Genomic DNA, 24692 nt, shown 5'->3' on the forward strand with positions numbered 1-24692 from the left:
GGGCAAAGCGCTCAGCGCTTGTCGAGAGCGTCGTTCAAGGTGATCGCCGAATCGATGAGCGCAAGATGCGTGAACGCCTGCGGGAAGTTCCCGAGTTGACGCCCCGTCGGGTCGATCTCCTCGGAGTACAGGCCCAGGTGGTTGGCGTACCCCATCATCTTCTCGAACACCAGCCGAGCCCGGTCGGTCCGGCCGGCGCGGGCCAGCGCGTCGACGTACATGAACGTGCACAGCGAGAACGTGCCCTCCGAGCCGCGCAGGCCGTCGGGCGAGGCGTCCGGGTTGTACCGGTAGACCAGGCTGTCGCTGACCAGCTCCTCCTCCATGGCGTCCAGGGTCGCCGACCACATCGGATCACCGGGGGTGATGAAGCCGACCGTCGCCATCCGCAGCAGCGAGGAGTCCAGGACCTCGCTGCCGTAGTGCTGGACGAAGGCCTGCCGCTTGTGGCTCCAGCCCTTCGCCATGACCTGCTCGTAGACGGCGTCCCGTTCGGCCTTCCAGCGCTCGGCCGCGGACGGCCACCCGTTCGCCTCGGCGAGCCGCAGCGCGCGGTCGAACGCCACCCACGACATGACCCGGCCGTAGGTGAAGTCCTGCCGGCCGCCCCGGGTCTCCCAGATGCCCTCCTCCGCCTGGTCCCAGTGGTCGGCCAGCCACTCCAGGTCCGTGCGCAGCGAGGTCCAGCCGCCGTGCCCGACGGAGAAGCCGTGCTGGTGCGCGAAGTAGATGCTGTCCAGCGCCTCGCCGTAGATGTCCAGCTGGAGCTGGGTGGCGGCGCCGTTGCCGATCCGGACCGGGGCGGAACCCGCGTAGCCCTCCCAGTGGTCGAGGATCTGCTCGTCCAGGTCGGCGGAGCCGTCGACCTTGTACATGATGTGCAACGGGCCCGAACCCCCGTCGTGGCCGGCCCGTTCCTTGACCCGCTCGCCCAGCCAGATGATGAACGCCCTGGCCTCCTCGGTGAAGCCCAGTCCCAGCAGGGCGTACACGGAGAAGGAGGCGTCCCGGATCCAGGTGAAGCGGTAGTCCCAGTTGCGTTCGCCGCCCAGCTGTTCCGGCAGGGCCGCCGTCGGGGCGGCCACCAGGGCGCCGCTGGGCGCGAAGGTCATCAGCTTCAGCGTGATCGCGGACCGCTCCACCACCTCCCGCCAGCGCCCGGTGTACGTGCACTGGGTGAGCCAGGAGCGCCAGAACCCCACGGTCTCCTCGAAGAGCTGTTCGTGCTCCGCGCGGCGGATCTCCCGGGGCGGGCCCTCGGCCCCCATCTCCAGGATCAGCCCGCGCTGCTGGCCGGCCTCCAGGGTGAGCGAGACCTGGAGGTCGGCGTCCCGGTGGGTCAGGACGTCCGAGAGGCGTTCGTCGTCCGGCTCCCGGATGGGATGCACGGTGAGTTCCGTGCCGTCCTCCGCGACGAAGACCGCGCCGTGCGGGGTGACGTGCACCTCGTGCTTCATCAGCCCGTAGTCGAACCGCGGGGCGACCTCCACGTCGAAGGTCATGGTGCCGCGGACACAGCGGACCAGCCGGACCAGCCGGTGCCGGCGGGTGACCGTCGTACCGGTCACCGGCATGAAGTCGATCACCTCGCCGGCGCCCGCCTCGGTCATGAACCGGGTCACCAGGATCGCCGTGTCGGGCAGGTACAACTGCTTGGTCGAATGCGTCGGGTGGGCCGGACGGACCGTGCAGTGGCCGCCGTTCTCCTTGTCCAGCAGCGCCCCGAACACACTCGGCGAGTCGAACCTCGGGGAGCAGAACCAGTCGATGGCCCCCTCGGTGGTCACCAGTGCCGCGGTCTGCAGGTCGCCGACCAGTCCGTGGTTCTCGATCAGCGGGTATTCGTCCATCGGGGCGTCCCTTCCGGTGTGCGATTCACCCGAATGACCCCCTCGATCAGCGTATGCCGGGGCCTCTGCTCCGGCTCGTCGGGCGAGGCCCGGTCACCGGTCCGGCACCGCCCGCACCGCGTCCGCGAGCACCTGCGCCGGGCTCTCCGCCTCGTTGACGTCGAGGGTGACGCCCGGTTCGTCGGGGTGCAGCGGGTCCAGGGTGGCGTACTGGGAGTCGAGCAGCGCCGGCGGCAGGAAGTGGCCGGTGCGCCGGGCCAGGCGCCGCGCGGCCACGTCGTGGTCGAGGGCCAGGTACAGAAACCACACGTCCGCGCCCGTGCCGCGGAACCGGTCGCGGTAGGCGTGCTTGAGCGCGGAACACGCGACGACGCCTCCGGAGCCACCCGCCGCGGTGGCCCGGATCCACTCCGTGACCGCCTCCAGCCAGGGCCGCCGGTCGGCGTCGTCCAGCGGGTGCCCCGACGCCATCTTGGCGCGGTTCGCCGCGGAGTGGAGGCTGTCACCCTCCAGGAACGGCACCCCGAGCAGCCGCGCGAGCCCGGCGCCCACGGTGGACTTGCCGGACCCGGACACCCCCATCACAATCACCACGCGCGGACCGGGGGCGGGCCGACCGGAGGCGGGTCGGCCGGGAGCGGGCTGGCCGGGAGCGGATCGCATGTCTCCACTATCACCCGGCACCCCGCTCCCGCCCGGGGCTCACCGCGGCCAGAACTGGGCGAGGGCCCCTTCCCGGTACGGGGCCGGGCTGACGCTGAGGTCGCCGGCGAAGGGGCGGTCCAGGACGAAGACCAGGAGCAGGCTGAAGCCGACCAGCCCGGCGACCGAGGCGACGAACAGCATCTGGACCCGCAGTTTGCGCATGCCGTAGAGGAACGTGAGCGGGACCAGCACGAGGGCGCCGCCGATGGCCAGCACCTGGAGCAGCACGGGAAGTTCCTGGCGCGCCATGGTGATGCGGGCGCGGCGCTGGGAGGCGACGTCGTCGAGATGGCCGACGGCCTGCTCGTAGAAGACCTGCTCCCGCTCGGTCTTCGGGTCGTACGTCTGGAGCACGTGGAAGGCGTCCTGGAGGTGGGACTCGGTGGTCCCGTAGCTGGGGTGGCCCGAGCGCATCCGGGGCCACTGGTCCTCGACGACGGCGTGGACGTAGCCGCTGAGGGTGGAGTCGAGCCGGGCCCGCACCGCCGCCGGGAACGCGGCGGCGTCCCGGGCGATGAGCGCCGTGTCGGTGGCCTCGGAGGAGACGATGGTCTGGGTGTCCTCCAGCTGCGTCCACAGGGTGACGATCACGAAGGCGAGGATGATGCCGTAGATCGCGCCGAACATCCCGAGCGTCACCCCGACCATGTCGTTGTGCTCGCCCCGGGCCAGCGACGGGTACCTGCGGCGCATCAGCACACTGCCGCCCACGGCCAGGACGACGGTCCCGCCGACGGTGAGGACGGCCAGTGTGAAGGTGCTGAAGTGGTTGAGCAGCCAGAGCGACATGTGCGCGGAGTCTAGGCCGGACGCACCCGGCCAAAACCCCCGCTCCACGGGCAACTGCGGTGCGGCCGAAAGCCGTTCACACCATCGAGTGAGCGCCCGACGGTGACGGCGGCTCGGCGGCGGACGCGGATACGGATACGGATACGGATACGGTCAGCGGACGTCGACGTAGTCGCCGGCCGAGGTCGAGTCGAGGTACGCGGCGGTCGCGGTGTAGGCGGCGCTCCAGGTGCCGTCCTTCTTGGCGGTGAAGGTGAGGGTGAACCTGCCGTCCTTGCCGGTGGTCACGGTCGCCATGCGGGTGACGGCCGTGGCGCCGGCGGCACGGAAGCGGATGGTCACCTTCTGCCCGGAGACGCCGGTCCAGGCGGTGCCCTTCTGGCGCTGCAGGGTCCCGGTCACGGTGAGGGTGCGGCCCTTGCGCACCGGCTCGGGCGAGGCGTTGAGGCCGGTGACGCGGGTGACCGCCCGGGTCAGGTGCAGGACGCCGTTGGTGGCCGTGGTGGCGTCCGCGCTGCCCGGGTAGTACAGGCGCAGGTAGCCGGTGGGCTTGCGCAGGGTGTGCCAGGTGTCGAAGGCGCCCGTGGCGTCGGTGGCCACCGTCGCGACCGTCGTCCAGCCGGTGCGGCCGTCGGACGACTGCTGGAGCTTGACGCTCCCGGTGGGCTGCGAGCCCGCCGAGGCGCTGAGGCGGCCCTTGACCCGGACGGCCCCGGCGCCGGTGAAGGTGTGGTCGCTCCAGGAGAGGACGGAGCGCGAGAGGGCGTGCAGGCTCGCCTGCGCGCTGCCCGCCTGGAGGAAGCCGAAGCCCCCGACGCTCCCCGTCCAGGCGGTGTCCCCGGTGACCGTGGCCAGCGTCTCGCCGAACCGGCCGCCGTCGGTGAGTTCGTAGGCGTGGTTGCCGTTCGGGCCCGACAGCAGCACCTCGGTGTCCGGGTCCCCGGCCGTCAGCGGTGTCCAGGTGTTCGTCGTGGGGCTCAGGTACTGGGCGGTGCCGGCGACCTTGTAGGAGGCGCCGTACGCGGCGGTGCCGGCGGCCTTGTCGAAGACGACCCGGGTCGGGCTGATCGTCCGGTCCACCGTCATATGGTCCGTACTGACCGTCTGGTAGTCCTGCTGCACCGCGTACACGTACACGGAGTTACGGACGGGGGCGGTGACCTGGTAGCTGCCGTCGGCCTGGACGGCGGCGCCGACCTCCCAGGTTCCCGATCCCGAGGACCGGGTCCCGGTGAGGAAGACCTCGCTGCCGGTCCAGCCGGGGGTGGTGGCCCCGGTGGCCGGGTCGAACGTCGACACCTTGCCCGTGGCGGTGACCGTCGGGTGCTCGAAGTCCACCGTGGTCCGGTCCAGGGCGGTGTCGCTGAAGACGGGCAGGTCCTCGTAGCGGACCTCGCCCTGGCCGAGGTAGGCCGGGTGGTCGCCGTCGGCGTCGGTGAGGTCGACGGTCGTGTCGTAGACGCCGTGGGTGCCCAGGGCCAGCCGGTCGGAGCTGCGCCAGGTGCCGTCCTCCGCCGTGCCGGAGACGAGGGTGAACCCGGTGACGGTCGTCACCGGCCGGTCCCCGGAGACGCGCAGGGTGAGCTGCGCGGTGACCGAGGACGCGTCGATCGCGGTGTCGGAGGTGGCGTGGAACTCCAGGTAGCCGGCGTCGTCCGGGTCGCCGCCGACCGCCGACACGACGGGCAGCACGGTGTCCGCGGTGTCGGCGAGCGCCGGGCTGACGGTCGCGACGCTCATCAGGCCGGCGATGAGCGTGAGCGGTGCGATGAGAGGCCGGCGCACGGGGGCTCCAGGGGAATCGGTGAGGCACGCGGGGGCGGGATGCGAACAGGTGCACGATCATCGCACGGGCCCCGCCCGCTCCCCCGGCGGGCCCCGGAGCCAACCCCGGAGTCAGCCCCGGAGCCAACCCCGGAGTCAGCCCCGGAGCCAACCCCGGAGTCAGCCCCGGAGCCAACCCCGGAGTCAGCCCCGGAGTCAGCCCCGGAGTCAGCCCCGGTCAGCGGGCCAGGTACTCGCCGATCTTCTCCCGCATGAACCGGGAGGACTCCTCCGCCTTCTCCTCCCACGCGAACACGCACGCGGTGAGGGTGCCGTCGAAGCCGTTCGCCCGCAGCGCCCGGAACAGCTCGTCGAAGTCGACCTCGCCCTCCCCCATGTTCAGGTGCTGGTGGATGCGGGCGGGGGTGCCGGGCGGGTTGAGGATGTAGCGGTTGCCGGAGGACGCGGTGTGGTCGTAGGCGTCGGCCAGGTGGACGTGGGTGAGGAGGTCGCCCGCGTACTCGATGATGCCGGGGGCGTCGTCGCCGATGTGGAAGGTGTGCGGGGCGCAGTAGAGGAAGGTGACGTTGGGGTGGTTGATGCCCCGGATGAGGTTGACCGCGTCGTAGCCCTTCTCGACGAAGTCGTCCGGGTGTGGTTCCAGGGCCAGTTGGATGCCCTCCCGTTCGAACAACGGCAGCAGTTCGTCCATCGACCTCCAGAACTGGGCCTCGCTGCGGTCGGCTTCCTCCGGCCGCCCGTTGAACTCGGAGATCATGCTGGTGACCCCGAGATCCGCGGCGATCCGGATCGACCGCTTCCAGTACCGCACGGCGGCCTGCCGGGCATCCTCGTCCGGCCCGGACCAGCGGAACAGCGGAAGGATCGACGAGACGCCCACCCCCGCCGCGTCCAGCGCCTTGCGGAACTTCGCCACGGTCGCGTCGTCGACGCGCGGATGCCGGAAGAAGGGGATGAAGTCCTCACGCGGCGACAACTCGATCCACTCATAGCCCAGTTCGGCCACCACACCGGGCAGTTCCAGCAGCGGGACATGGCGGATCATGTACGGGTCGAGGGCGATCTTCATGCTGGGTGCTCCTTGGTGTCACGGGGGGGGCGGGGTGTGCCGTCAAAGGCGCCCGGGCTCACGGCCGCAGGGACTCCCGCAGCGCCGCGTCGGCGGCCTTGAGGACCCCGGCGGCCGCCGCGACGCCCTCGACGCGGCCGAGTTCGGTGTCCTCGTGCTCGATGTTGACGAGCATGTCGGGGTCGACCTCGTGCAGGGCGCGCAGGAACTCGGTCCAGTAGGCGGTGTCGTGGCCCTTGCCGAGGGCGACGAAGTCCCAGGCGGAGTTCTTCGGCCACTCGTTGGCCCACTCGTCGCCGCCGAGGTTGGTGCGCGGCTCGTCGGGGGACAGGCGGCGGAAGCTGTTGTCGAGGACGCCGTTGAGGGCGGCGTGCTCGGGGTTGATCCGGACGTCCTTGGCGGCGGCGTGGAAGACCAGTTCACCGAGGTGGCGGACGACGGCGACCGGGTCCATCTGCTGCCAGAACAGGTGGGAGGCGTCCAGTTCGACGCCGACGTGGGTGGCGCCGGTGAGGTCGAGGAGCCTGTGGACGTCGGCGGAGTTGAAGACGAGGTTCTGCGGGTGGAGTTCGAGGGCGACCTTGACGTCGTGGTCGCGGGCGAGGCGGTCGGTCTCGCGCCAGAAGTCGGCGGCGATCCGCCACTGGTGGTCGAGGACGTCGAGGGCGGCGGAGTTCCAGGCGTTGACGACCCAGTTGGGGCGGGTGGCGCCGGGTTCGCCGCCGGGCAGGCCGGACATGGTGACCAGGCGGTGCTGGCCGAGGCGTGCGGCGAGGCGGATGGAGCGGCGGACGTCCTCGGCGTGCTTCTCGCCGATGACCGGGTTGGGGTGCAGCGGGTTGCCGTTGGCGTTGAGGCCGGCGATGGCCACGCCGGTGCCCTCGAAGAGGCCGAGGAAGTCGTCGCGAGCGGTGTCGCTGACGAGGATGTCGTCGAGGGTCGGCACGTGCACCGGCGGGAGGAAGCCGCCGGTGTTGATCTCCAGGCCGGTCAGGCCCAGGTCGGCGACGACCTTGATCGCCTCGGGCAGCGGCCGGTCGTGCAGGATGGCGTTGTAGAGGCCCAGCTTCATGGTGTGTGTCCTCGGTCCTTCTCAGGGGTGCGGGTGCGGGCGCGGGTCACTGGACTACGACGGCCGTGCCGCCGTCGGCGGCCGAGGCGACGACCGCGTCGATGACGCGCAGGTTGTGCAGGCCGTCGGCGAGCGTGGGACACGGCGGCAGCCGGTCCAGGCCCGCGATCTGCTCCAGGAAGGCGCGGGCCTGCCAGACGAAGAACTCGTGCTGGCCGTGCCCGACGCTCGGGAAGTCCATCGGCAGGCCGCCCGCGATGTAGGGGTGGCCGGGGCCGACCACCACGCGCCGGTAGCCGTCCACCGGGTCGGCGGCCGCCGAGTCGGCGAGGGTGAACTCCGCGGCGCGCGACAGCTCGAAGGTCGCCGCGCCGCCCCGCGTGAACACCTCGAAGCCCAGCGAGTTGGCGAGGCCCCGGGCGATCCGCGAGACGGAGAAGGTGCCGACCGCGCCGGAGGCGAAGGTCGCGGTGAAGGTGGCGATGTCGTCGTTCTCGACCCGCTCGCGCTCCTGGCCCACCGCCACGTCCGCCGAGTGCCCGACCGCGGTGCCCAGCGGGACGGGCCGCTCGTGCACCTGCGTGGAGAGCACCGCGCCCTGCACGGTCCGCACCGGCCCGCAGAAGTACTCGCCCAGGTCGATGAGGTGGCTGCCGATGTCGGACAGCGCGCCGGAGCCGGGGCCGCCCCGGTAGCGCCAGCTCATGGGGGCGTCCGGGTTGTGGCCGTAGTCGCACCAGTAGTGGCCGTTGAAGTGCTGGACCGGGCCGAGCGAGCCCTCCAGCACCTGCTGCCGTACGGCGTTGATCGCGGGCGCCCGGCGGAAGGTGAACCCGGTCGCGGCCACCAGGCCGGTGCCCTCGGCCGCCTTCACCATGGCCTCGGCGTCGGCCGCGGACGGGGCGAGCGGCTTCTCGCAGAGCACGTGCTTGCCGGCCGCGAGCAGCGCCTCGACGATCTCCCGGTGCAGGTGGTTGGCGACCACGACGCTGACCGCGTGGATGTCGTCGGCCTCGACGATCGCCCGCCAGTCGGTCTCGGCCCGCTCGTAGCCGTAGCGGCGGGCGGCGTCCCGGGCGAACGGCTCGTGCGCGTCCGCCACGGCGACCAGGCGCACCTCGGGCAGCCCGGCGCCGTACAGGGACATGGCCTGCCGGTAGCCGTTGAGGTGGGCGCGGCCCGCCATTCCGGCGCCGATGACCGCCACCCCGATCGGGCGTGTGCTCATGAGGTTCCTCTCCGGCGCGGCTCTGCGCCAGGGTCATTTAAAGCGCTTTAAGTGCTGGTACTATCAGCGTCGTCACAGGTAGATGTCAAGGGTGTCGCCGCACATCCACGGGAGGCCGTGTGGACGAGCTCGGCTCCGCCGCCCCGACGGGCGGCAACGGAGCGTCGGCGCGCCCGCGCCTGGAGGACGTCGCGGCACGGGTCGGACTGTCCACGGCGTCGGTGTCCCTGGTGCTGCGCGGAGTGCCCGGCCCCAGCGAGCGCACCCGGCAGCGGGTCCTGAAGGCGGCGGCCGACCTCGGCTACCGCCCGGACCGCACGGCTAGCGCCCTGGCCAGCAAGCGCAGCCGGCTGCTCGGCGTCATGATCGACGTGCACAGCCCGTTCCAGGCCGAGCTGGTCGAGCATCTGCACACGGCGGCCGAGGAGGTCGGCTACGACCTCGTCCTGAGCACCCAGACCCGCACCCGCGACGAGAACACGGCCATCGAGACCCTCCTCGCGTTCCGCTGCGAGGCCCTGATCCTGATCGGCCCGGTGGCCCCGGCCGCCACCCTCGCCGCGCTCGACCAGCAGGCACCGGTCATCTCGGTGGGCCGCCGGCTCACCGGAACCCGTCTCGACGCCGTGCGCAGCGCCGACGACGACGGCGTCGGCCAGGTCGTCGACCACCTGGTGGGCCTCGGCCACCACGACATCGTCTACGTCGACGGCGGCAAGGGCGTCATCGCCACCGACCGGCGCCGCGGCTACCGCACCGCCATGCGCAGGCACGGCCTCGACACGCACATCAGGATCCGGCCCGGGGACCTCACCGAGGAGGCCGGCGCCCGGGTCGGCCGGCAGCTCATCGACGCCGACGAGCTGCCGACCGCCGTGGTGACCTTCAACGACCGCAGCGCGATCGGCATGCTCACGACCCTGCGCGGGGCCGGGGTCGACGTCCCGGGCGAGGTCTCCGTCGCCGGCTACGACGACGACACCCTGTCCCGGCTGGCCTGCTTCGACCTGACCACGGTCAGCCAGGAGGCCGAGGAACAGGCCCGCCAGGCCGTCCTGGCCGCCGTCGAACGCCTCGACCAGGGCCGCACCGAACCCCGCGAGATCGTCCTCGCCCCCTCCCTCGTGGTCAGAGGAACAACGGGCCCACCGCGCTGAAACCGGGCACGGCGGCGGGAAATACGTGGCCGTTGCAACATTTCCCGGACGAACAACCGGGCGGACAACGGGACCGCGCACATTCGCGAACAGAGCCTTGACACATATCCGAAACACCAGCATGCTCTGGCCACCCCTTAAAGCGATTTAAAAGATCGCGGAACCCTCACTCACCACGCAGTCCGGCATCGCCGCGACCGGTGCCGGGACACCCCCGCGACGAGCCGTTCGACCGATCACCGACGCACCTCCTCGCCCGCCCCGCGACACACCGGCACCGCGCACCCGCCGGTTCTCCCCCGGGCCTTCGAGCGACCCGGTTCGACACCCCAGCACTCACCCCGCGCCCTGCCCGGCCCCGCGCACGCACCGCCCGGCACCACACGAAGGAGCACCCCGCACATGGAACGCACGCAGCCCCGGCGGACCAGCGACCGCCGTCTCTCCAGAAGGGGCCTGACCGCGGTGAGCCTGCTCGCCCTGACGGCCACCGCGCTCACCGGGTGCGCCAGCGGCAAGGCCACGGGCGACGACGCGGGCCGGGCGACGGCCACCTCCGGCGGCACGACCGCCACCGCGAAGTCCGGCAAGGCGTCCCTCGTCGTCATCGGCGGCAAGTCCGACGACCCGTTCTGGTCCACGGTCAAGCGCGGTGTCGACGACGCGGCGAAGCTGGTCAAGGCCGGTGGCGGCACCGTCACCTACCTCGGCCCGGCCAACTACGACAACCTCGGCCCGGACGTCGCCAAGCTCACCCGGACCGCGATCTCGCAGAACCCGACGGCGATCCTGGTGCCGGACTGGGTGCCCGAGAACCAGGACTCCGCGATCGAGGAGGCCGTCGCCAAGGGCATCACGGTCCTCATCTACAACTCGGGCGGCATCGCCGCGGCGAACAAGGTCGGCGCCGTGAAGTACGTCGGCTCGGACGACTACGAGGCCGGCAAGGCGGGCGGTGTGAAGTTCGCCGAGGAGGGCGCCAAGAACATCCTCTGCGTCAACACCGTGCCCGGCTCCGCCAACCAGGAGGCCCGCTGCAAGGGCATCAAGGACGGCGCGGCCGGCAAGGGCTCCTCCTCCAAGCAACTCCCGCTGCCCTCCTCCAACTTCGGCAACCCGTCCGCCGTCACCCAGGCCGTCAAGGCAGCGCTGCTGAAGGACAGCGGCATCGACGCCGTCGTGACGATCGGCGTCGGGGACGCCGACAGCGCCGCCGCCGCGATCAAGCAGGCGGGCGTCGGCAGCAAGGTCGCCCTCGGCACCTTCGACCTCTCGCAGAGCCAGCTCGACCGCATCAAGGCCGGCACCGAACTCTTCGCCATCGACCAGCAGCCCTACCTCCAGGGCTTCTACGTCGTCTCGATGGCCAACCAGTACCTCTCCTACGGCGTGCTGCCGCCCCAGAACCCGATCCTGACCGGCCCGCTGCTGGTCACCAAGGACAACGTCGACAAGGCGATCGCGGGCGCGAAGGCCGGCGTCCGCTGACCCACCCACCGGCGCCGGGCCCCTCCCCGGGCCCGGCGCCCCTCCCCCCGACCGGCCCCGCGCACCACCAGATTCACGAAGGTGACTCCACTCCGATGACAACCTCACTCCCCGACACCACGGCCGAGAAAGAAACGGCCACCACCCCGCCGAAGCAGTCCGAGAGCGTGCTGGGACAGCTGCGGCACCGCCCCGAGGCAGGCGCCCTCATCGGAACCCTCAGCGTCTTCGTCTTCTTCGCGATCTTCGGCGGCACCAAGTTCCTCGCCCCCGCCGGTGCGGCGAGCTGGCTGAACATCGCCGCGGAGCTGGGCATCATCGCGATACCGGTCGGCCTGCTGATGATCGCCGGTGAGCTGGACGTGTCGGTGGGTTCGGTCCTCGCGGCCAGCTCGATGACGCTGGCCATCGTCTCCGGCCACTGGGGCGCCCCGATGATCGTCGGCATCCTGCTCGCCCTCGCCCTGGGCCTGCTGGTCGGGCTCCTCAACGGCATCCTCGTCACCCGGACGAACGTGCCGTCACTGGTGATCACCCTGGCCACGCTGTCCGGCATGGCGGGCCTGACCCTGGGCCTGTCCCGGGTGACGACCGGCACCACCAGCGTCCCCGTCAACCCCGACCCCGTGTCCAAGGCCCTGTTCGGGCAGCTGATCGGCGGCCAGTTCGAAGTCGCGATCTTCTGGTGGCTGGGCATCGCCGCCGTCGTCACCGTGCTCCTGCAGATGATGAAGTACGGCAACTGGATCTTCGCGATCGGCGGCGACAAGGAGAGCGCCCGCGCCACCGGCATCCCCGTCGACCGCGTCAAGATCGCCCTCTACATGTCCAGCGGCTTCGGGGCGGCCCTCGTCGGAGTCATCCAGACGATCCTCTACAACGGGGCACAGGTCGCCAACGGCCAGTCCTTCGTCTTCAACTCCATCATCGCGGTGGTGGTCGGAGGTGTGCTGCTGACCGGCGGCTACGGCTCGGTCTTCGGCGTCGTCCTCGGCACGCTGACCTTCGCGATCGTCAACCAGGGCATCTACTACACCGGCTGGAACTCCGACTGGGCCAGCCTCATCCTCGGCATCCTCATCCTCGCCGCCGTGCTGATGAACAACACGTTCCGCCGCCTCGCCCTGTCCTACAAGCCCCGCACGAAGAAGGCCTGACCCATGAGCACTCCCCTGCTGCGCCTGACCGGCGTCAACAAGTCGTTCCTGGGTACCCACGCGCTCCAGGACATCTCCCTCGAAGTCGACGCCGGGAAGGTGCTGTGCCTCCTCGGCGACAACGGCGCCGGCAAGTCCACCCTCATCAAAATCCTCTCCGGATTCCACAAGCCGACCTCCGGCACCATCGAGGTCGACGGGGAGAAGGTCGAGCTCGACAGCCCGCGCGACGCGTCCGCGCGAGGCATCGCCACGGTCCACCAGTTCGGCGGCACGTTCCCCCTGATGGGGGTGGGCCGGTGCTTCTTCGTCGGCGCCGAACCCACCAAGGGCTTCGGCCCGTTCAAGCTCTTCGACAAGAAGCTCGCCGGGGAGATCGCGGTCCGCGAGATGCAGTCCCTGGGCATCACCCGCGTCACCGACGGCAACCGCCTCGTCGGCAGCCTCTCCGGCGGTGAACGCCAGGCCCTCGCCATCGCCCGCGCCGTCTACTTCGGCGCCAACGTCCTCATCCTCGACGAACCCACCGCCGCCCTCGGGGTGAAGGAGGCCGCACACGTCCTGCGGATCGTCATGCAGGCCCGCGCCAAGGGCGTCGCCGTCATCCTCGTCACCCACAACGTGCGTCACGCGATGATGGTCGGCGATCACTTCGCCGTCCTGATCCGCGGTCAGAAGGCCGACGACTTCCGCAAGGGCGAACGCACCCGCGAGGAGATCACCGACCTCATGGCGGGTGGCGAGGCCATGGCCGACCTGGAGGCGGAACTGGCGCAGTTGCAGGCGGAGGCCTGAGCGCGCGGGAAGCCGACGACAACGACTTGGGGCAGGGACAGCGGCGCTGTCCCTGCCCCTTGTCAGGCCTGTCCGCCGTAGAAGGCCGGGCGGGGCTTCATGTCCACGGTGGTGACGGCGGCCGACCTGCGGGCCTCGACGGTGGCGTTGGAGATGACGGTGGCGGCGTAGCCGTCCCAGGCGGAGGGGCCGGTGGGCTCGTTGCCGGCCGCGATACCCGCGATCCATTCGCGGAACTCGGTGTCGAAGGCGTCGCGGAAGCGGCCGACCCAGTCGGTGAGGACCTCGGTGCTGTGCCGGCCGGCGGTGCGGACGCCGACCGCGGCCGGGTCGGGGAGCCGGACCAGGCCTTCCTCGCCGACGGTCTCGCACTGGATGTCGTAGCCGTACTGGCAGTTGACGAAGACCTCCAGGTCGATGCGGACGCCCTTTGCGGTCTCGAAGAGCATGATCTGCGGGTCCCTGAGGTGCTCGGACCGGTTGCTCGTGGGGCGGGGCAGGACCACCTGGGCGGAGACGATCTCGTCGTCGAGGAGCCAGCGCAGTACGTCGATCTCGTGGACCGCGGAGTCGAGTGCGGCCATGTCGGTGCCGTAGGACTCGGGGACGGTGGGGTTGCGGTGGGCGCAGTGCACGATCAGCGGTTCGCCGATCGTCCCCGCCTCGATGACCTGCTTCATCTGGCGGTAGCCGGCGTCGTAGCGGCGCATGAAGCCGACCTGGACCAGGCGGCGGCCGTGGGCGCGTTCGGCCTCGACGATGCGCAGGCAGTCCTCGGCGGTGGTGGCGAGGGGCTTCTCGCAGAAGACCGGTTTGCCGGCGGCGATCGCGTTGAGGACGTGCTCGGCGTGGGTGGGGCCCCAGGAGGTGACGAGGACGGCGTCGACGTCGTCGGCGGCAACCACGGCGGCGCCGTCGGACAGGGCGCGGGCGCCGACCGGCTCGGCGGCCTCGGCGGCACGGCCCGGGTCGATGTCGGTGACGGCCGTGATCCGGGCGCCGGTCACGGTCTCGGTGAGTCTGCGGATGTGCTCCTGACCGATCCAGCCGGCCCCGATCACTCCTACACGTACGGTCATGGGGATTCCTCTGGCGACGGATGCGTTGATAAATTTAGAGCGCTTTAAAAGCGTCTCTGAATCGAGAACCATGCCGCCCGGAAAATGGCGTGTCAATAGGTTCGCCGACGCGGGATCCGGCCGCTCACGACAGGACAGTGCTCGCGAAGGAGCGCACGCTGGGAGGGGTGCGGGGGAGACGAGAGGTCACTCATGCCGCGATCGATGCGCGCGCTCGTAGCCGGCGAGGTCGGCGAGCCGAACGATGTCCTGCGGCTGGAGTCCCGGCCCGTTCCCGCGCCGGAAGCCGGGCAGGCGCTGATCCGGGTGCGGGCGACCCCGGTTCACGCCAGCGATCTGCATGTACTGCGTGGCCGCTACGGTTTCGCCCCCGAGTTTCCGGCCGTCGGCGGGCACATGGAGTGCGTGGGCCGTATCGAGGCCCTGGGTCCGGACACCGGGGGGCTGCGGATCGGCGAGCGGGTGGTGGCCGTCGCCGTGCCGGCCGTGCCCGGGCCGCGGGTGTCCGGCACCTGGCAGGAGTACCTGGTCGCCGACGCGCACCGGCTGCTGCCGGTCCCGGACCGGCTGAGCGACTCCAGCGCCTGCCAGCTCGCCGTCAACCCGTTGACCGCGCTGCTCCTGGTGGCCCGGGAACTCGACGTACAGCCGGGGGAATGGCTGTTGCAGACGGCAGCGGGCTCCACCGTCGGCCGGCTCGTCATCCAGCTGGCCAGGCATCTGGGCGTTCCCACGATCAACGTGGTGCGGCGGCGCGCCGCCGTCGAGGAGATCAAGGCGCTCGGCGGCGACGAGGTCGTCTGCACCGAGGACGAGGACCTGGTGCGGCGGGTGAGCGAGATCGCCGGACTGGCCGGGGTGCGCAAGGCCGTCGACTGCGTCGCGGGCGAGACCGGTGCCCAGGTGTCCCGGGCCCTGGCTCCGGGAGGAGAGGTCGTGGTCTACGGCGCGCTCTCCACCCATCGGCAGACCGACCCGGCGGCGCTGGCGATTCCGCTGTCGGCGCGCTCGCTCATCTACGAGACCAAGGTGGTCCGCGGCTTCTGGCTGAACCGCTGGTTCGGCACCGCCGCACCCGCGGACGCGCTGAACGCGCTGGCCGAGGTGCGCACCCTCGTCGCCGACGGCGTGCTGACCATCCCCGAGGGCCGGCCGTTCCCGCTCGAACGCTTCGCGGAGGCCCTCGCGTTCGCCGAGGCGCCCGCCCATGGCGCCAAGCCGCTCTTCGTCTTCGACGAGGGCCGGGGCGACGGCCGCGACGACGGCCGGGGCGACGGCCGGGGCGAGGACAACGGGTAGTCGCGGAAGGCTAGTGGTCACTGAACGGTCGTGGCTTCGGGCCGGGTCGCCGCGGTGTCGCGCTCGCCCTCGATGCCGATGGTGCCGTCGGGGAGGCGCCGGACCGAGCGCACGCCGGGCAGCAGGTTCAGCAGCAGGCAGGGGGTGCCGATGAGGGCCGCGGCAGCCAGCAGGGTCGTACGCGTCCCGAGTAACTGGGCGACCGGAGCGGCGGCGGCGTACCCGGCGGGCATGGCGATCAACGAGATCATCCAGTCCAGCGAGCTGACGCGGGCGAGTAGCTCCTCGGGGAACAGCTGCTGTTGGGTGGTCGCCAGCACCTCGCCGACCAGCGAGGTCATGATGAAGGTCACGGCCACGCCGAGGGCGATGACGGGAAGCGGGGCGGGCGGAGCGAGCAGCGCCGGCGGGAGGACGCCGAGCATCGCGGCGGCGTTGGTGACGACCAGGGGACGGCGCGGCCGGTAGCGCAGCGCGGCCAGGCCGCCGACGAGGGAGCCCACCGAACCGGTGATCATGACGACGCTCCAGGCGGTGGCGCCGCCGTGCCCGTCCTCCATCACGACCGGGCCCAGGACGAAGAAGAACGCGATCGCGAAGTTCCACACGCCCCAGGCGAGCAGGTTGGCCAGGTACCAGCGGCGTCGGGCCACCGCCTGCCAGCCGTCGCGCAGGTCGGCGAAGAAGTGCTGTCTCCCGGACGGCCGGACCTGTCTGTGCAGGTGCATGCGGGAGACGAGGACGAAGCTCAGCAGGAAGCTGACGGCGTTGACGAGCATCGCGGTGCCCGGCCCGGAGACCGCCAGCAGCAGCGCGGCGAGGGCCGGGCCGAGCACCTTGGTGGTGCTGTCGGTCAGACCCAGCAGGGCGTTCGCCGGCTGCAGCCGCTCGGCGGCGACGAGTTCGGGCAGGACGGCCCTGGACGCCGGGGTGAAGAAGGCCATGGCCATACCGGCGATCGTGTAGGTGACGGCGAACTGCCAGACCGCCGCCCGGTGCAGGAAGATCATGACGGCCAGCAGGCCGTAGCAGAACGCCTGGACGGCATCGGTGGCCATCAGCACCAGTTTGCGGGGCAGCCGGTCCGCCCAGACCCCGCCCACCGGCAGCATCGCCACCTGGCCGACCGCGTGGCAGGTCAGCACCGTGCCGACGTCCAGGGCTCCGCCGCCCGAACGCAGGACGGCGAAGACCACGGTCACCGGTATCAGGGCGTTGCCCAGGGCGGAGATGCCGCGCGCGGTCCACAGGAGTCGGTAGGGGCGCTCCCGCAGGATGCTCAACGAGGTCGGCGAGGGCATGGGCGGCCCACCCTTCTGAGTGAGGCTGAGTGAGGCTGAGTACGGCGGAGTACGGGGGTTCGCGGAACTGCCATGGGTTCGCGCGGTGTGCGGCGGCCCCGGGGCAGGGGGCATCGCCGTCCCGCGCGTGCGGCTCGGGAGCGGAGGGAAGGGGCGGTGCGGGGGTCAGGCGGTCGTGCGGAACCGGCGCCGGTAGGCCGCGGGGGTCGTGCCGGTCTGTTTGCGCAGCGCCCGGTGGAGGGTCTCCACCGAGCCGAGCCCGCACGCGGCGGCAATCCGGTCCAGGGGCTGGTCGGTCCCCTCCAGAAGGCGGCGGGCCGCCTCCACCCGCGCGGCCTCGACATAGGCGCCCGGAGTGGTCCCGGTCTCCTGGCGGAAGACGCGTGCGAAGTGGCGCTCGCTCAGGCACATCCGGGCCGCGAGGGCGGCGGCGGACAGGTCGCCGTCCAGGTGGTCGACGATGAACATCCGCAGCTCGTCGATGGCGCGGCGGGCCGCGGGCGGGCGGCTCAGCGGAACCGAGAACTGGCTCTGGCCGCCCGGGCGTCTGAGGTACATGACCAGTTGCCGGGCGACCGCCAGGGCGACCTCCTCGCCCAGGTCCTCGGCGACCAGCGCCAGGGCCAGGTCCATGCAGGAGCTGATCCCGGCGCCGGTCCACACGCTGCCGCAGCGCACGAAGATCGGGTCGGGGTCGACGGTGACCTCGGGATGGTCGGCCGCGAGCTGGGCCGCGGCCGACCAGTGTGTCGTCGCCGTCCTGCCGTCGAGCAGCCCGGCGGCGGCCAGCAGGTGCGCGCCCGCGCACACCGACACGACCCGCCGGGCCTGCGGCTCGACCCGGGCGAGCCACGCCACCACGTCGGCGTCCACGCGGGCGCTCTCGCCGCCGGGGCCGGTCTCGACCGCGCCGGGGACCAGCAATGTGTCCAGTACGCCGTCGACCTCGTCGAAGGACAAATCCGCGACCAGCCGCGGCCCCGCCGACGTGGCCACCTCGCCGCGGGTCCGTCCGGCGAGTTCGACCCGGTAGCCCGCGGCGCCCCCGGTCTCCCGGTCGGCCACGGCGAACACCTCGGCCGGGCCGGTGACATCGAGGAGGTCGACGCCTGGGAAGACCGCGATGACGACACGGCGGGTGCGGGACATGCGTCCATCCTGACCCGGGTGACTCCGCGGCGGCAATGACGGTCCACTGTCACATCCGGACACGCCGCTCCGACCTGCGCACCGGCACCGGGAAGTGCCCCGGTCGGCCTCAACGCCGTCCGGTGCGCGGCCACTTGACCATGATGCCGACCGGAGTTCCGGACCGCTGGGGCAGCGGGTGGCCATGGCGTTCCGGACCGCCGGTGGCGGCGCACGGACGCACCCTTCCCGACCGCCGATGGCAGCGGGCGGCCTTGCCGTTCCCGACCGCCGATGGCGGCACACGAACCCACCCTTCCCGACCGCCGATGGCAGCGGGCGGCCTTGCCGTTCCCGACCGCCGATGGCGGCACACGGACGCACCCTTCCCGACCGCCGATGGCAGCGGGCGGCCTTGCCGTTCCCGACCGCCGATGGCGGCACACGAACCCACCCTTCCCGACCGCCGATGGCAGCGGGCGGCCTTGCCGTTCCCGACCGCCGATGGCGGCACACGAACCCACCCTTCCCGACCGCCGATGGCAGCGGGCGGCCTTGCCGTTCCCGACCGCCGGCGGCGGCACGCGGACGCGCCCTTCCCGACCGCCGATGGCGGCGCGCGGCCCGCCGCCTCCGGGCCTCTGGGTCGGCGGGCCGCCTCGCTGTGTCAGATGCCGGTGCGGCTGTCGGCCTCGGCGCGGGCGATGGCCTCGGCCTGGCTGGTGGCGAGGTCGAGGGCGACGCCGAAGGCCTGGGCGATGTGGCCGGCCGCGGACATGACGCGTGCCGTGCCCACGACGGGCGCGATGGCGACGAGGAGGTCCTGCAGCTGCTCGACGGTGAACTGGGCCTTGATCGCGGGGTTGACGTGGGCCAGGTAGGAGATCGCGGGGGCGTCCATGGCCACGAGCGCGGCGATCCTGCTGAGGATGAGCGTGCGCTCGTCCATGTGGCAATGCTCGACGGAGTCGATCGTCATCGCGGCGATCGTGTCGAGGACGGGGGTGTCGAACTCAGGTGCAGTAGCCATGACGAGACTGCCTTCCGGTTCCGGTGCCGCAGGGAGCCGGACCGCCACCCGCCTCACGCGGGGCCCCCGTCATGCCCGGCGCGGTGATGAGTCAAGCGTAGGCACCGGCACGCGGTGACGCGCGGCGAGCCGGACGGCGGGGCCGGCCCGCGCGCGAGGACGCGAGGACGCGTCAGGCCGGCCGGGGCACGACGTCCACCGCCCGGTAGGCGTAACCGTCCTGCCCGGAGCGGGGCTTCTCCCACCGGAGGTCCACCTGCTGTCCCGGCGACAGCGGGTCGAACACGCCTCTCGGGAGGTGGGAGAAGTGGGCCCAGCAGCCGCCGGGTGTCTCGGGAGAGTCGAGTACCCCCCACCCTTCCTCGTCGTGCCATTCACGGACCGTCGCGATCACCATGCGGCGACTCTACGGGGCCGCGTGGCCGAGCCGTTGCTCGGTCCAGATGACCTTGCCCGCGGAGGTGTAGCGGGTCCCCCAGCTGTCGGCGAACTGGGCCACCAGGAAGAGGCCGCGGCCGCCCTCCTCCATGGTGGTGGCCCGGCGCAGGTGCGGGGAGACGCTGCTGCCGTCGGAGACCTCGCAGATCAGGCTGCGGTCGTGGATCAGCCGTACCCCGATGGGGCCGGTGGCGTGCCGGATGGCGTTGGTGACCAGCTCGCTGAGGGTCAGCTCCAGGGTGAACGCCTCCTCCTCCAGGCCCCAGTCCCGCAGCTGCTCGGCGGCGGCGGCCCGTACCCCGGCCACGGCCGCGGGGTCGGACGGCACCTCCCAGGACGCGGTGTGCTTGTCGTCGAGCAGCCGGGTCCGGGCGACGACCAGGGCCACGTCGTCGCGGGGCGGCCCGGGCACCATGGCGTCCATCGCCGCCTGGCACATCTGGTCCGGGGTGCGCCCGGCCGGCTCGACGGCCCGGCGCAGCCTCTCGATGCGCTCGTCGATGTCGTGGTGCCGGTCCTCGACCAGACCGTCGGTGTAGACCACGATGCTGCTGCCCTCGGGCAGGAGCACCTCGGTCTTCTCGTACGGCAGCCCGCCCAGCCCCAGCGGCGGTCCGGCCGGTACCCCGGGCAGCCGGGCACGGCCGTCGGGGTGCACCAGGATGGGTTCCAGATGGCCCCCGCTGGCCATCGTGCACCGGCCGGAGACCGGGTCGTAGATCGCGTACAGGCAGGTGGCGCCCGTGAGCGTGGGGGTCTCCGGGTCGCCGTCCCGGTCCTGGTCGATGCGGGTGACCAGCTCGTCCAGGTGCCAGAGGAGTTCGTCGGGCGGCAGGTCGAGCGTGGAGAGGTTGTGGACGGCGGTGCGCAGCTGCCCCATGGTGGCGGCGGCGTGCAGCCCGTGCCCCACGACGTCGCCGACGACGATCGCGACCCGCGCCCCGGGCAGCGGGATGACGTCGAACCAGTCGCCGCCGACACCGACCCCGCCGAGCCCGGCCTCGGCCGGCAGGTAGCGGTGCGCCACGTCGACCGCGTTCTGCTCCGGCAGGGCGTGCGGCAGCAGGCTGCGCTGCAGCGTGACGGCCATGGTGTGCTCCCGCGTGAAGCGGCGCGCGTTGTCGATGCTCACCGCGGCGCGGGCGACCAGCTCCTCCGCGAGGGAGAGGTCCTCCTCGGTGAAGGGGGTCGGCTCCTTCGAACGCCAGAAGGTGACCACGCCGAGGATCGCCCCGCGGGCCCGCAGCGGAGCGGTGATCATCGAGTGGACGCCGTGGGCCAGGAGCCGGCGCGCCCGGTCCGGGTCCTGTGCCTGCCAGCCGGAGAACGCCGCCAGGTCGGCCTCCAGCACCATCTGCCCGGAACCGAAACCCGACGCCTGCGGGGTCGCGGGGTCGAAGTGGATGAGCGCGCCGGGCGGGTAGAGCGGGACGTCAAGGCGGACGCCGCGCAGGGCGACCCGGCGCAGTTCGGCGACGGGCATGTGGTTCGGTTCCTCGCCGCGCAGCACGGCGTCGGCCAGGTCGACGGTGGTGTAGTCGGCGAACCCGGGCACGGAGAACTCCGCCAGTTCCTCGGCGGTGCGGGTCACGTCGAGGGTGGTGCCGATGCGTATTCCGGCGTCGTACAGCAGCCTGAGCCGTTCCTGGACCACTTCCACACGGCCCATCAGCGCGCTGAGTTCGGTCGTGTCCCGGAGCGTGGCGACCCAGCCTCCGGGGCCGGCCGGCCGGGCCATGGTGCGCTGGCTGATGGCCAGCAGCCGCTCGCCGACCTCGATCACCTCGTCCGTGGTCGCCCGGCCGGACAGGAGGAGCTGTTCGGCCCCCGGGTCGAGTCCCAGCTCCGCGACGGGCCGGCCCTCCAGGTCGGCGGCGAACCCCAGCAGGCGTCTGGCCTCGTCGTTGGCCAGGAGCAGCCGGCCCCGCGGATCGACGATCAGGACACCTTCGCGCACCGAGTGCAGCACGGCGTCGTGATGCTCGTACATGCGCGTCATCTGCACCGGTCCGAGGCCGTGCGTCTGGTGGCTCAGCCGCCGGCCGATGAGGGCGCTTCCGCCGGTGGCCGCCGCGAGCACCAGCCCCGCGGCCCCCAGGACGAGCGGCACCTGGCGGCCCGCCGCCGAACTCACCTGGCGGATGGTGATCCCCGCCGACACCAGCCCGACGACCTTGCCCTTCGCGTCGGTCACGGGGACCACGGTCCGGACGGAGGGGCCCAGCGTGCCGACGGTCGTCTCGGTGACGATGCCGCCGTGCTGGGCCGCCGTGATGCTGCCGATGTAGTGCTGCCCGATCTGGGCGGGGTTCGGGTGGGTGTAGCGGATGCCCGTGGGGCTCATCACGACGACGAAGTCCACGTGGGAGCGTTTGCGGGTCTCCTCCGCCTGCTGCTGGAGCGCGGCGCTCGGACGGCCGTCGGCCAGCGCCTGCCGCACCGTGGGGGACGAGGCGACGGAGGTCGCCACGGCGAGCGTGCGGTTCTGCGCCTCACGCTCGGCGTCGCCGCGCGACTGCAGCAGCAGGGCGAGGACTGCCGCCGCCACGAGAACCAGAACGACCGCGACCTGCAGAACGAACATCTGGCCCGCAACGCTGCGTATCCCGCGCCGGGACCACATCCGCAGGAGCAGTTGGTGCATACGGCTCATATAACACCAAAGGGGTAAGGAGACATCACCCCCGGGACGGCACACCTTCACCGGCGAACGCGTGACGTACACACGCGGACACTTTCGGTCACCGGCACCGCGCGTGCCCCGGTCACGACGTGTGCGCCTTTCACGCCGCGCCTCTGAGGGGTCGTCAGGCGCGCTGCCCGCCGGTCAGTCGGGGCCGTCCGGGCTCCGGGAGAAGGCCGTGTCGCCGGCCGTCGCCACGATCGCGTCCTTGACGAGCAGCACGCGCGGCGGATAGGCCTGCGTCTTGTCCCCCGGGTCGGCCAGTGCCGAGGTGCGCCAGACCTCCGCCCCGGTGCGGCTGTCCAGTGCCAGCAGCCGGCCGAAGCGGTTGGCGAAGTAGACCCGCCGGTACGACGCCGACACCGCGGGCGCGGACAGGCTCTCCACGTCCGTCACCTTCCGCCACAGCCGCTTGCCGCTGTCCGCCGACACCGCGGTGACCGACCCGTCGGACCGGACGAAGTAGACGACGCCGTCCACCAGGGTGGCCGCGCCGGTCAGCGGCTGTGCCAGCGGTATCCGGCTGACCTGCCCGGTCTCCGTGGCCACCCGCAGCAGCGCGTTGTACGGCCGCTCGTACCCGGATTCGTACACGTCCTTCGCGGTCTGCGGGGCGAGGAACAGTGGCTGCCCGCCGACGGCGCCGAGCGCCTGCGCCTTCCTGGGCAGCGTGGCGATCTCGCTCAGGCTGCCGGGTCCGAGCTTCATCAGCTCGACGGGGGCCTGGCCGGCCTCGGTGCCCTTGGAGCACAGGGCGTAGGGGGCGCCGCCCAGCACCGACGGGGTGCAGTACTCGTCCAGCGAGGGCGCCCGCCACAGTTCCCTGCCGGTCGGCCCGTAGGCCACGAACTCCGCGCGGTCGGGGGACAGGGTCAGCAGTCCGTCGTCGTACAGGACCGTGTCGTCGGACGCGTTGACGTCGCGCTGCCACCGCCGGTGCCCGGTCGCGATGTCGAGGGCCACCACGCGCCGGTTGGTGTCGTCCGGCTCCTCGTAGATGTAGACCAGCCCGTCGCGCACGCCGATCGGCCGCACCCCCTGGGGGCGGGTGCCGGCCCGCCACAGGGTGCGGCCGGAGGCCGGGTCGATCCTGGCGGCGGTGAAGCCGGTACCGCCGCAGAAGAGGCCGCCGTCCTCCGTCACGCATCCGGAGGTGTTGTAGTCGACGGGGATGCCCTGCACGGCGTACCGCAGCTGCTTCTGCCACGGCCGCCAGCCCGCGGGCAGTGACGCGGCACGGGCGGCGGCCGTGGCGGTCGCGGTCCCGGAGGCGGCCGTGGTGTCCGGGGCGGCCACGAGGGCCGCCGCCCCGACGCCCAGCCCCGAGAGGGCCAGCACCGCGGCGAGACCGGTGAGCAGCATCCGGGTCCGGCGGCGTTTCCCGGCACCGGTACCGGTACCGGTGGTGGCGTCCGTGGCGTCCGTGGGGGTGGTCGCCGTGTCGCGGGACGTGGGGCGGCCGTGCGGCTGGGCGGACCGGCCGGTCCGCGGGGGCGCGGTGGCGTCGGATTCCGGCAGCTCCTGAAGCATGCGGTGGATGTCCGCCAGTCCCGGCCGGGCCTCCGGCTCCTTGTCCAGGCAGCGCTCGACGATCTCCAGGAGCGCCCCGGGCACGCCGCCGAGGTCCGGACTCCCGTACACCACCTGGTAGCCGGTGATGTACGGGCTGTCCGCGTCGAACGGCCCCGTGCCGACGGCCGCGAACACCAGCAGCGAGCCCAGCGAGAACACGTCCGAGGCCGGGGTGACGTCCCGGGGAGAGGCCAGTTGTTCCGGCGACATGAAGGGCGGGGTGCCGATCATCCGCCCGGTCGTGGTGAGGAGCTGGTTGTCGGCGGCGCGCGATATCCCGAAGTCGATGACGCGCGGGCCGTCCTCGGTCATCAGGACGTTGCCCGGCTTGAGGTCCCGGTGCACCAGGCCGGCCCGGTGGATGTCGCGCAGCGCCTCGGCAAGCCCCAGCCCCAGCGCGCGCAGCCGGCGCAGGCTCAACGGGCCGTCCTTCGCGACGACTTCGGCGAGGTTGAGCCCCGGCACGTAGAGCGTCGCCATCCACGGCCGCTCGGCGTCCGGGTCGGCGTCCACGACCGGCGCGGTGAAGGCGCCGCTCACTCTGCGCGCCGCCGCGATCTCCTGCCGGAAGCGGGTGCGGAACTCCTCCTCCTGGGCATACGGCCCGTGCACGAGCTTGACCGCGACCTGCCGTCCGGAGGCGGAGACGCCCAGATAGACGACTCCCATGCCACCCGCCCCGAGCCGGCCGAGAAGGGTGTACCCGCCTATGGACTCCGGGTCCCCGGTGCTCAGGGGCGTCATCGCCGAACATCCTTCCCAACGCCTGCCTGCCTCACGGGGATCACAGTAGGCCCTGCCGTCCCGGAAGCGGAGCCGTACCCGCCGCACCGCGGCCGCCGGTCCCGTTCCGTCCGGCGTTCCAGGCAGGCCGCATTTCCGCAGCTCAAGGCCGGTTCGATCATTCCAGCGTCCCGAAACCCCCGGGAGGAATGGCGGACGGGACGGAGCAGGCCACAGTCTTCGGTCATCCGAACACGGCACCTCGCCGGACACGGCCGGTGCCCGCACCTGCGCACTTCCGCGCTTCCGCGCTTCCGCACTTCCGCGCTTCCGCGCTTCCAGAG

Annotated in this window: 19 protein-coding genes; 5 read left to right on the forward strand and 14 right to left on the reverse strand. The window is 72.0% G+C overall.

Going from position 1 to position 24692, the window contains the following annotated elements:
- Positions 1–11: 11 nt before the first annotated feature.
- From ACGFZS_RS08150 to ACGFZS_RS08180, 7 genes are all read right to left on the reverse strand, one after another.
- Positions 12–1850 (reverse strand): glycoside hydrolase family 15 protein, encoded by a 1839-nt coding sequence (locus tag ACGFZS_RS08150; protein WP_393794402.1) that lies wholly within the window; start codon positions 1848–1850, stop codon positions 12–14.
- Positions 1851–1943: 93 nt separating this feature from the next.
- Entirely contained in the window at positions 1944–2432 is a 489-nt protein-coding gene (locus ACGFZS_RS08155; protein WP_393794403.1) for a gluconokinase, read from the reverse strand.
- Between the two features lie 120 nt (positions 2433–2552).
- A complete protein-coding gene (locus tag ACGFZS_RS08160) occupies positions 2553–3344 on the reverse strand; it encodes a DUF4239 domain-containing protein (RefSeq protein ID WP_393794404.1) in 792 nt (263 codons plus the stop codon).
- A 153-nt stretch (positions 3345–3497) separates the two neighbouring features.
- Positions 3498–5129: a hypothetical protein gene (locus tag ACGFZS_RS08165; RefSeq protein WP_393794405.1), complete on the reverse strand. Its 1632-nt coding sequence runs from the start codon at positions 5127–5129 to the stop codon at positions 3498–3500.
- A 217-nt stretch (positions 5130–5346) separates the two neighbouring features.
- Positions 5347–6198: a sugar phosphate isomerase/epimerase family protein gene (locus ACGFZS_RS08170; RefSeq protein ID WP_393794406.1), complete on the reverse strand. Its 852-nt coding sequence runs from the start codon at positions 6196–6198 to the stop codon at positions 5347–5349.
- Positions 6199–6256: 58 nt separating this feature from the next.
- Positions 6257–7270 (reverse strand): sugar phosphate isomerase/epimerase family protein, encoded by a 1014-nt coding sequence (locus tag ACGFZS_RS08175; protein WP_393794407.1) that lies wholly within the window; start codon positions 7268–7270, stop codon positions 6257–6259.
- 46 nt (positions 7271–7316) lie between these two features.
- Complete coding sequence (locus tag ACGFZS_RS08180) at positions 7317–8498, reverse strand: Gfo/Idh/MocA family protein (protein ID WP_393794408.1); 1182 nt, start codon at positions 8496–8498, stop codon at positions 7317–7319.
- A 119-nt stretch (positions 8499–8617) separates the two neighbouring features.
- Between ACGFZS_RS08180 and ACGFZS_RS08185 the strand changes: the two genes are divergently transcribed.
- The 4 genes from ACGFZS_RS08185 (at position 8618) to ACGFZS_RS08200 (ending at position 13095) form a co-directional block, all read left to right on the forward strand.
- The gene (locus tag ACGFZS_RS08185) at positions 8618–9655 is read left to right on the forward strand and encodes a LacI family DNA-binding transcriptional regulator (protein ID WP_393794409.1); all 1038 of its coding nucleotides are present in this window, start codon (positions 8618–8620) and stop codon (positions 9653–9655) included.
- Between the two features lie 402 nt (positions 9656–10057).
- Complete coding sequence (locus ACGFZS_RS08190; protein WP_393794410.1) at positions 10058–11143, forward strand: sugar ABC transporter substrate-binding protein; 1086 nt, start codon at positions 10058–10060, stop codon at positions 11141–11143.
- A 95-nt stretch (positions 11144–11238) separates the two neighbouring features.
- Positions 11239–12300, forward strand: coding sequence for an ABC transporter permease (locus ACGFZS_RS08195; RefSeq protein ID WP_393794411.1), 1062 nt, complete (start codon positions 11239–11241; stop codon positions 12298–12300).
- A 3-nt stretch (positions 12301–12303) separates the two neighbouring features.
- On the forward strand, positions 12304–13095 hold the full coding sequence (locus ACGFZS_RS08200; RefSeq protein ID WP_393794412.1) for an ATP-binding cassette domain-containing protein: 792 nt from the start codon (positions 12304–12306) through the stop codon (positions 13093–13095).
- A gap of 62 nt (positions 13096–13157) precedes the next feature.
- Here ACGFZS_RS08200 and ACGFZS_RS08205 read toward each other — a convergent pair whose 3' ends face one another.
- On the reverse strand, positions 13158–14174 hold the full coding sequence (locus ACGFZS_RS08205; protein WP_393794413.1) for a Gfo/Idh/MocA family protein: 1017 nt from the start codon (positions 14172–14174) through the stop codon (positions 13158–13160).
- A 204-nt stretch (positions 14175–14378) separates the two neighbouring features.
- On the opposite strand from ACGFZS_RS08205, the gene ACGFZS_RS08210 reads away from it, so the two are divergent.
- Positions 14379–15473, forward strand: a complete 1095-nt coding sequence (locus tag ACGFZS_RS08210; RefSeq protein WP_393794414.1) for a zinc-dependent alcohol dehydrogenase family protein — start codon at positions 14379–14381, stop codon at positions 15471–15473.
- A gap of 17 nt (positions 15474–15490) precedes the next feature.
- Here ACGFZS_RS08210 and ACGFZS_RS08215 read toward each other — a convergent pair whose 3' ends face one another.
- The 6 genes from ACGFZS_RS08215 to ACGFZS_RS08240 form a co-directional block, all read right to left on the reverse strand.
- Complete coding sequence (locus tag ACGFZS_RS08215) at positions 15491–16774, reverse strand: MFS transporter (RefSeq protein ID WP_393794415.1); 1284 nt, start codon at positions 16772–16774, stop codon at positions 15491–15493.
- A gap of 165 nt (positions 16775–16939) precedes the next feature.
- Positions 16940–17923, reverse strand: a complete 984-nt coding sequence (locus ACGFZS_RS08220) for a GlxA family transcriptional regulator (protein WP_393794416.1) — start codon at positions 17921–17923, stop codon at positions 16940–16942.
- Positions 17924–18569: 646 nt separating this feature from the next.
- Positions 18570–18932: a carboxymuconolactone decarboxylase gene (locus ACGFZS_RS08225; protein WP_393794417.1), complete on the reverse strand. Its 363-nt coding sequence runs from the start codon at positions 18930–18932 to the stop codon at positions 18570–18572.
- A gap of 172 nt (positions 18933–19104) precedes the next feature.
- Positions 19105–19329 carry a cold shock domain-containing protein gene (locus ACGFZS_RS08230; protein WP_355710347.1) on the reverse strand — a complete coding sequence of 75 codons (225 nt, stop codon included), beginning with the start codon at positions 19327–19329 and terminating at the stop codon, positions 19105–19107.
- A 9-nt stretch (positions 19330–19338) separates the two neighbouring features.
- On the reverse strand, positions 19339–22014 hold the full coding sequence (locus ACGFZS_RS08235; RefSeq protein ID WP_393794418.1) for a SpoIIE family protein phosphatase: 2676 nt from the start codon (positions 22012–22014) through the stop codon (positions 19339–19341).
- Positions 22015–22197: 183 nt separating this feature from the next.
- The gene (locus ACGFZS_RS08240) at positions 22198–24369 is read right to left on the reverse strand and encodes a PQQ-binding-like beta-propeller repeat protein (RefSeq protein WP_393794419.1); all 2172 of its coding nucleotides are present in this window, start codon (positions 24367–24369) and stop codon (positions 22198–22200) included.
- Positions 24370–24692: the final 323 nt, after the last annotated feature.

The sequence above is a fragment of the Streptomyces sp. NPDC048288 genome (genome assembly GCF_043201555.1).
Taxonomy (GTDB): Bacteria; Actinomycetota; Actinomycetes; order Streptomycetales; family Streptomycetaceae; genus Streptomyces.

Bases quoted from the DNA above. Each gene is read 5' to 3' on its own strand.
- ACGFZS_RS08150 (WP_393794402.1), bottom strand. From the start codon at position 1,850: ATGGACGAATACCCGCTGATCGAGAACCACGGACTGGTCGGCGACCTG.
- ACGFZS_RS08155 (WP_393794403.1), bottom strand. From the start codon at position 2,432: ATGGGGGTGTCCGGGTCCGGCAAGTCCACCGTGGGCGCCGGGCTCGCG.
- ACGFZS_RS08160 (WP_393794404.1), bottom strand. From the start codon at position 3,344: ATGTCGCTCTGGCTGCTCAACCACTTCAGCACCTTCACACTGGCCGTC.
- ACGFZS_RS08170 (WP_393794406.1), bottom strand. From the start codon at position 6,198: ATGAAGATCGCCCTCGACCCGTACATGATCCGCCATGTCCCGCTGCTG.
- ACGFZS_RS08175 (WP_393794407.1), bottom strand. From the start codon at position 7,270: ATGAAGCTGGGCCTCTACAACGCCATCCTGCACGACCGGCCGCTGCCC.
- ACGFZS_RS08180 (WP_393794408.1), bottom strand. From the start codon at position 8,498: ATGAGCACACGCCCGATCGGGGTGGCGGTCATCGGCGCCGGAATGGCG.
- ACGFZS_RS08190 (WP_393794410.1), top strand. From the start codon at position 10,058: ATGGAACGCACGCAGCCCCGGCGGACCAGCGACCGCCGTCTCTCCAGA.
- ACGFZS_RS08195 (WP_393794411.1), top strand. From the start codon at position 11,239: ATGACAACCTCACTCCCCGACACCACGGCCGAGAAAGAAACGGCCACC.
- ACGFZS_RS08200 (WP_393794412.1), top strand. From the start codon at position 12,304: ATGAGCACTCCCCTGCTGCGCCTGACCGGCGTCAACAAGTCGTTCCTG.
- ACGFZS_RS08205 (WP_393794413.1), bottom strand. From the start codon at position 14,174: ATGACCGTACGTGTAGGAGTGATCGGGGCCGGCTGGATCGGTCAGGAG.
- ACGFZS_RS08210 (WP_393794414.1), top strand. From the start codon at position 14,379: ATGCGCGCGCTCGTAGCCGGCGAGGTCGGCGAGCCGAACGATGTCCTG.
- ACGFZS_RS08215 (WP_393794415.1), bottom strand. From the start codon at position 16,774: ATGCCCTCGCCGACCTCGTTGAGCATCCTGCGGGAGCGCCCCTACCGA.
- ACGFZS_RS08220 (WP_393794416.1), bottom strand. From the start codon at position 17,923: ATGTCCCGCACCCGCCGTGTCGTCATCGCGGTCTTCCCAGGCGTCGAC.
- ACGFZS_RS08225 (WP_393794417.1), bottom strand. From the start codon at position 18,932: ATGGCTACTGCACCTGAGTTCGACACCCCCGTCCTCGACACGATCGCC.
- ACGFZS_RS08230 (WP_355710347.1), bottom strand. From the start codon at position 19,329: ATGGTGATCGCGACGGTCCGTGAATGGCACGACGAGGAAGGGTGGGGG.
- ACGFZS_RS08235 (WP_393794418.1), bottom strand. From the start codon at position 22,014: ATGCACCAACTGCTCCTGCGGATGTGGTCCCGGCGCGGGATACGCAGC.
- ACGFZS_RS08240 (WP_393794419.1), bottom strand. From the start codon at position 24,369: ATGACGCCCCTGAGCACCGGGGACCCGGAGTCCATAGGCGGGTACACC.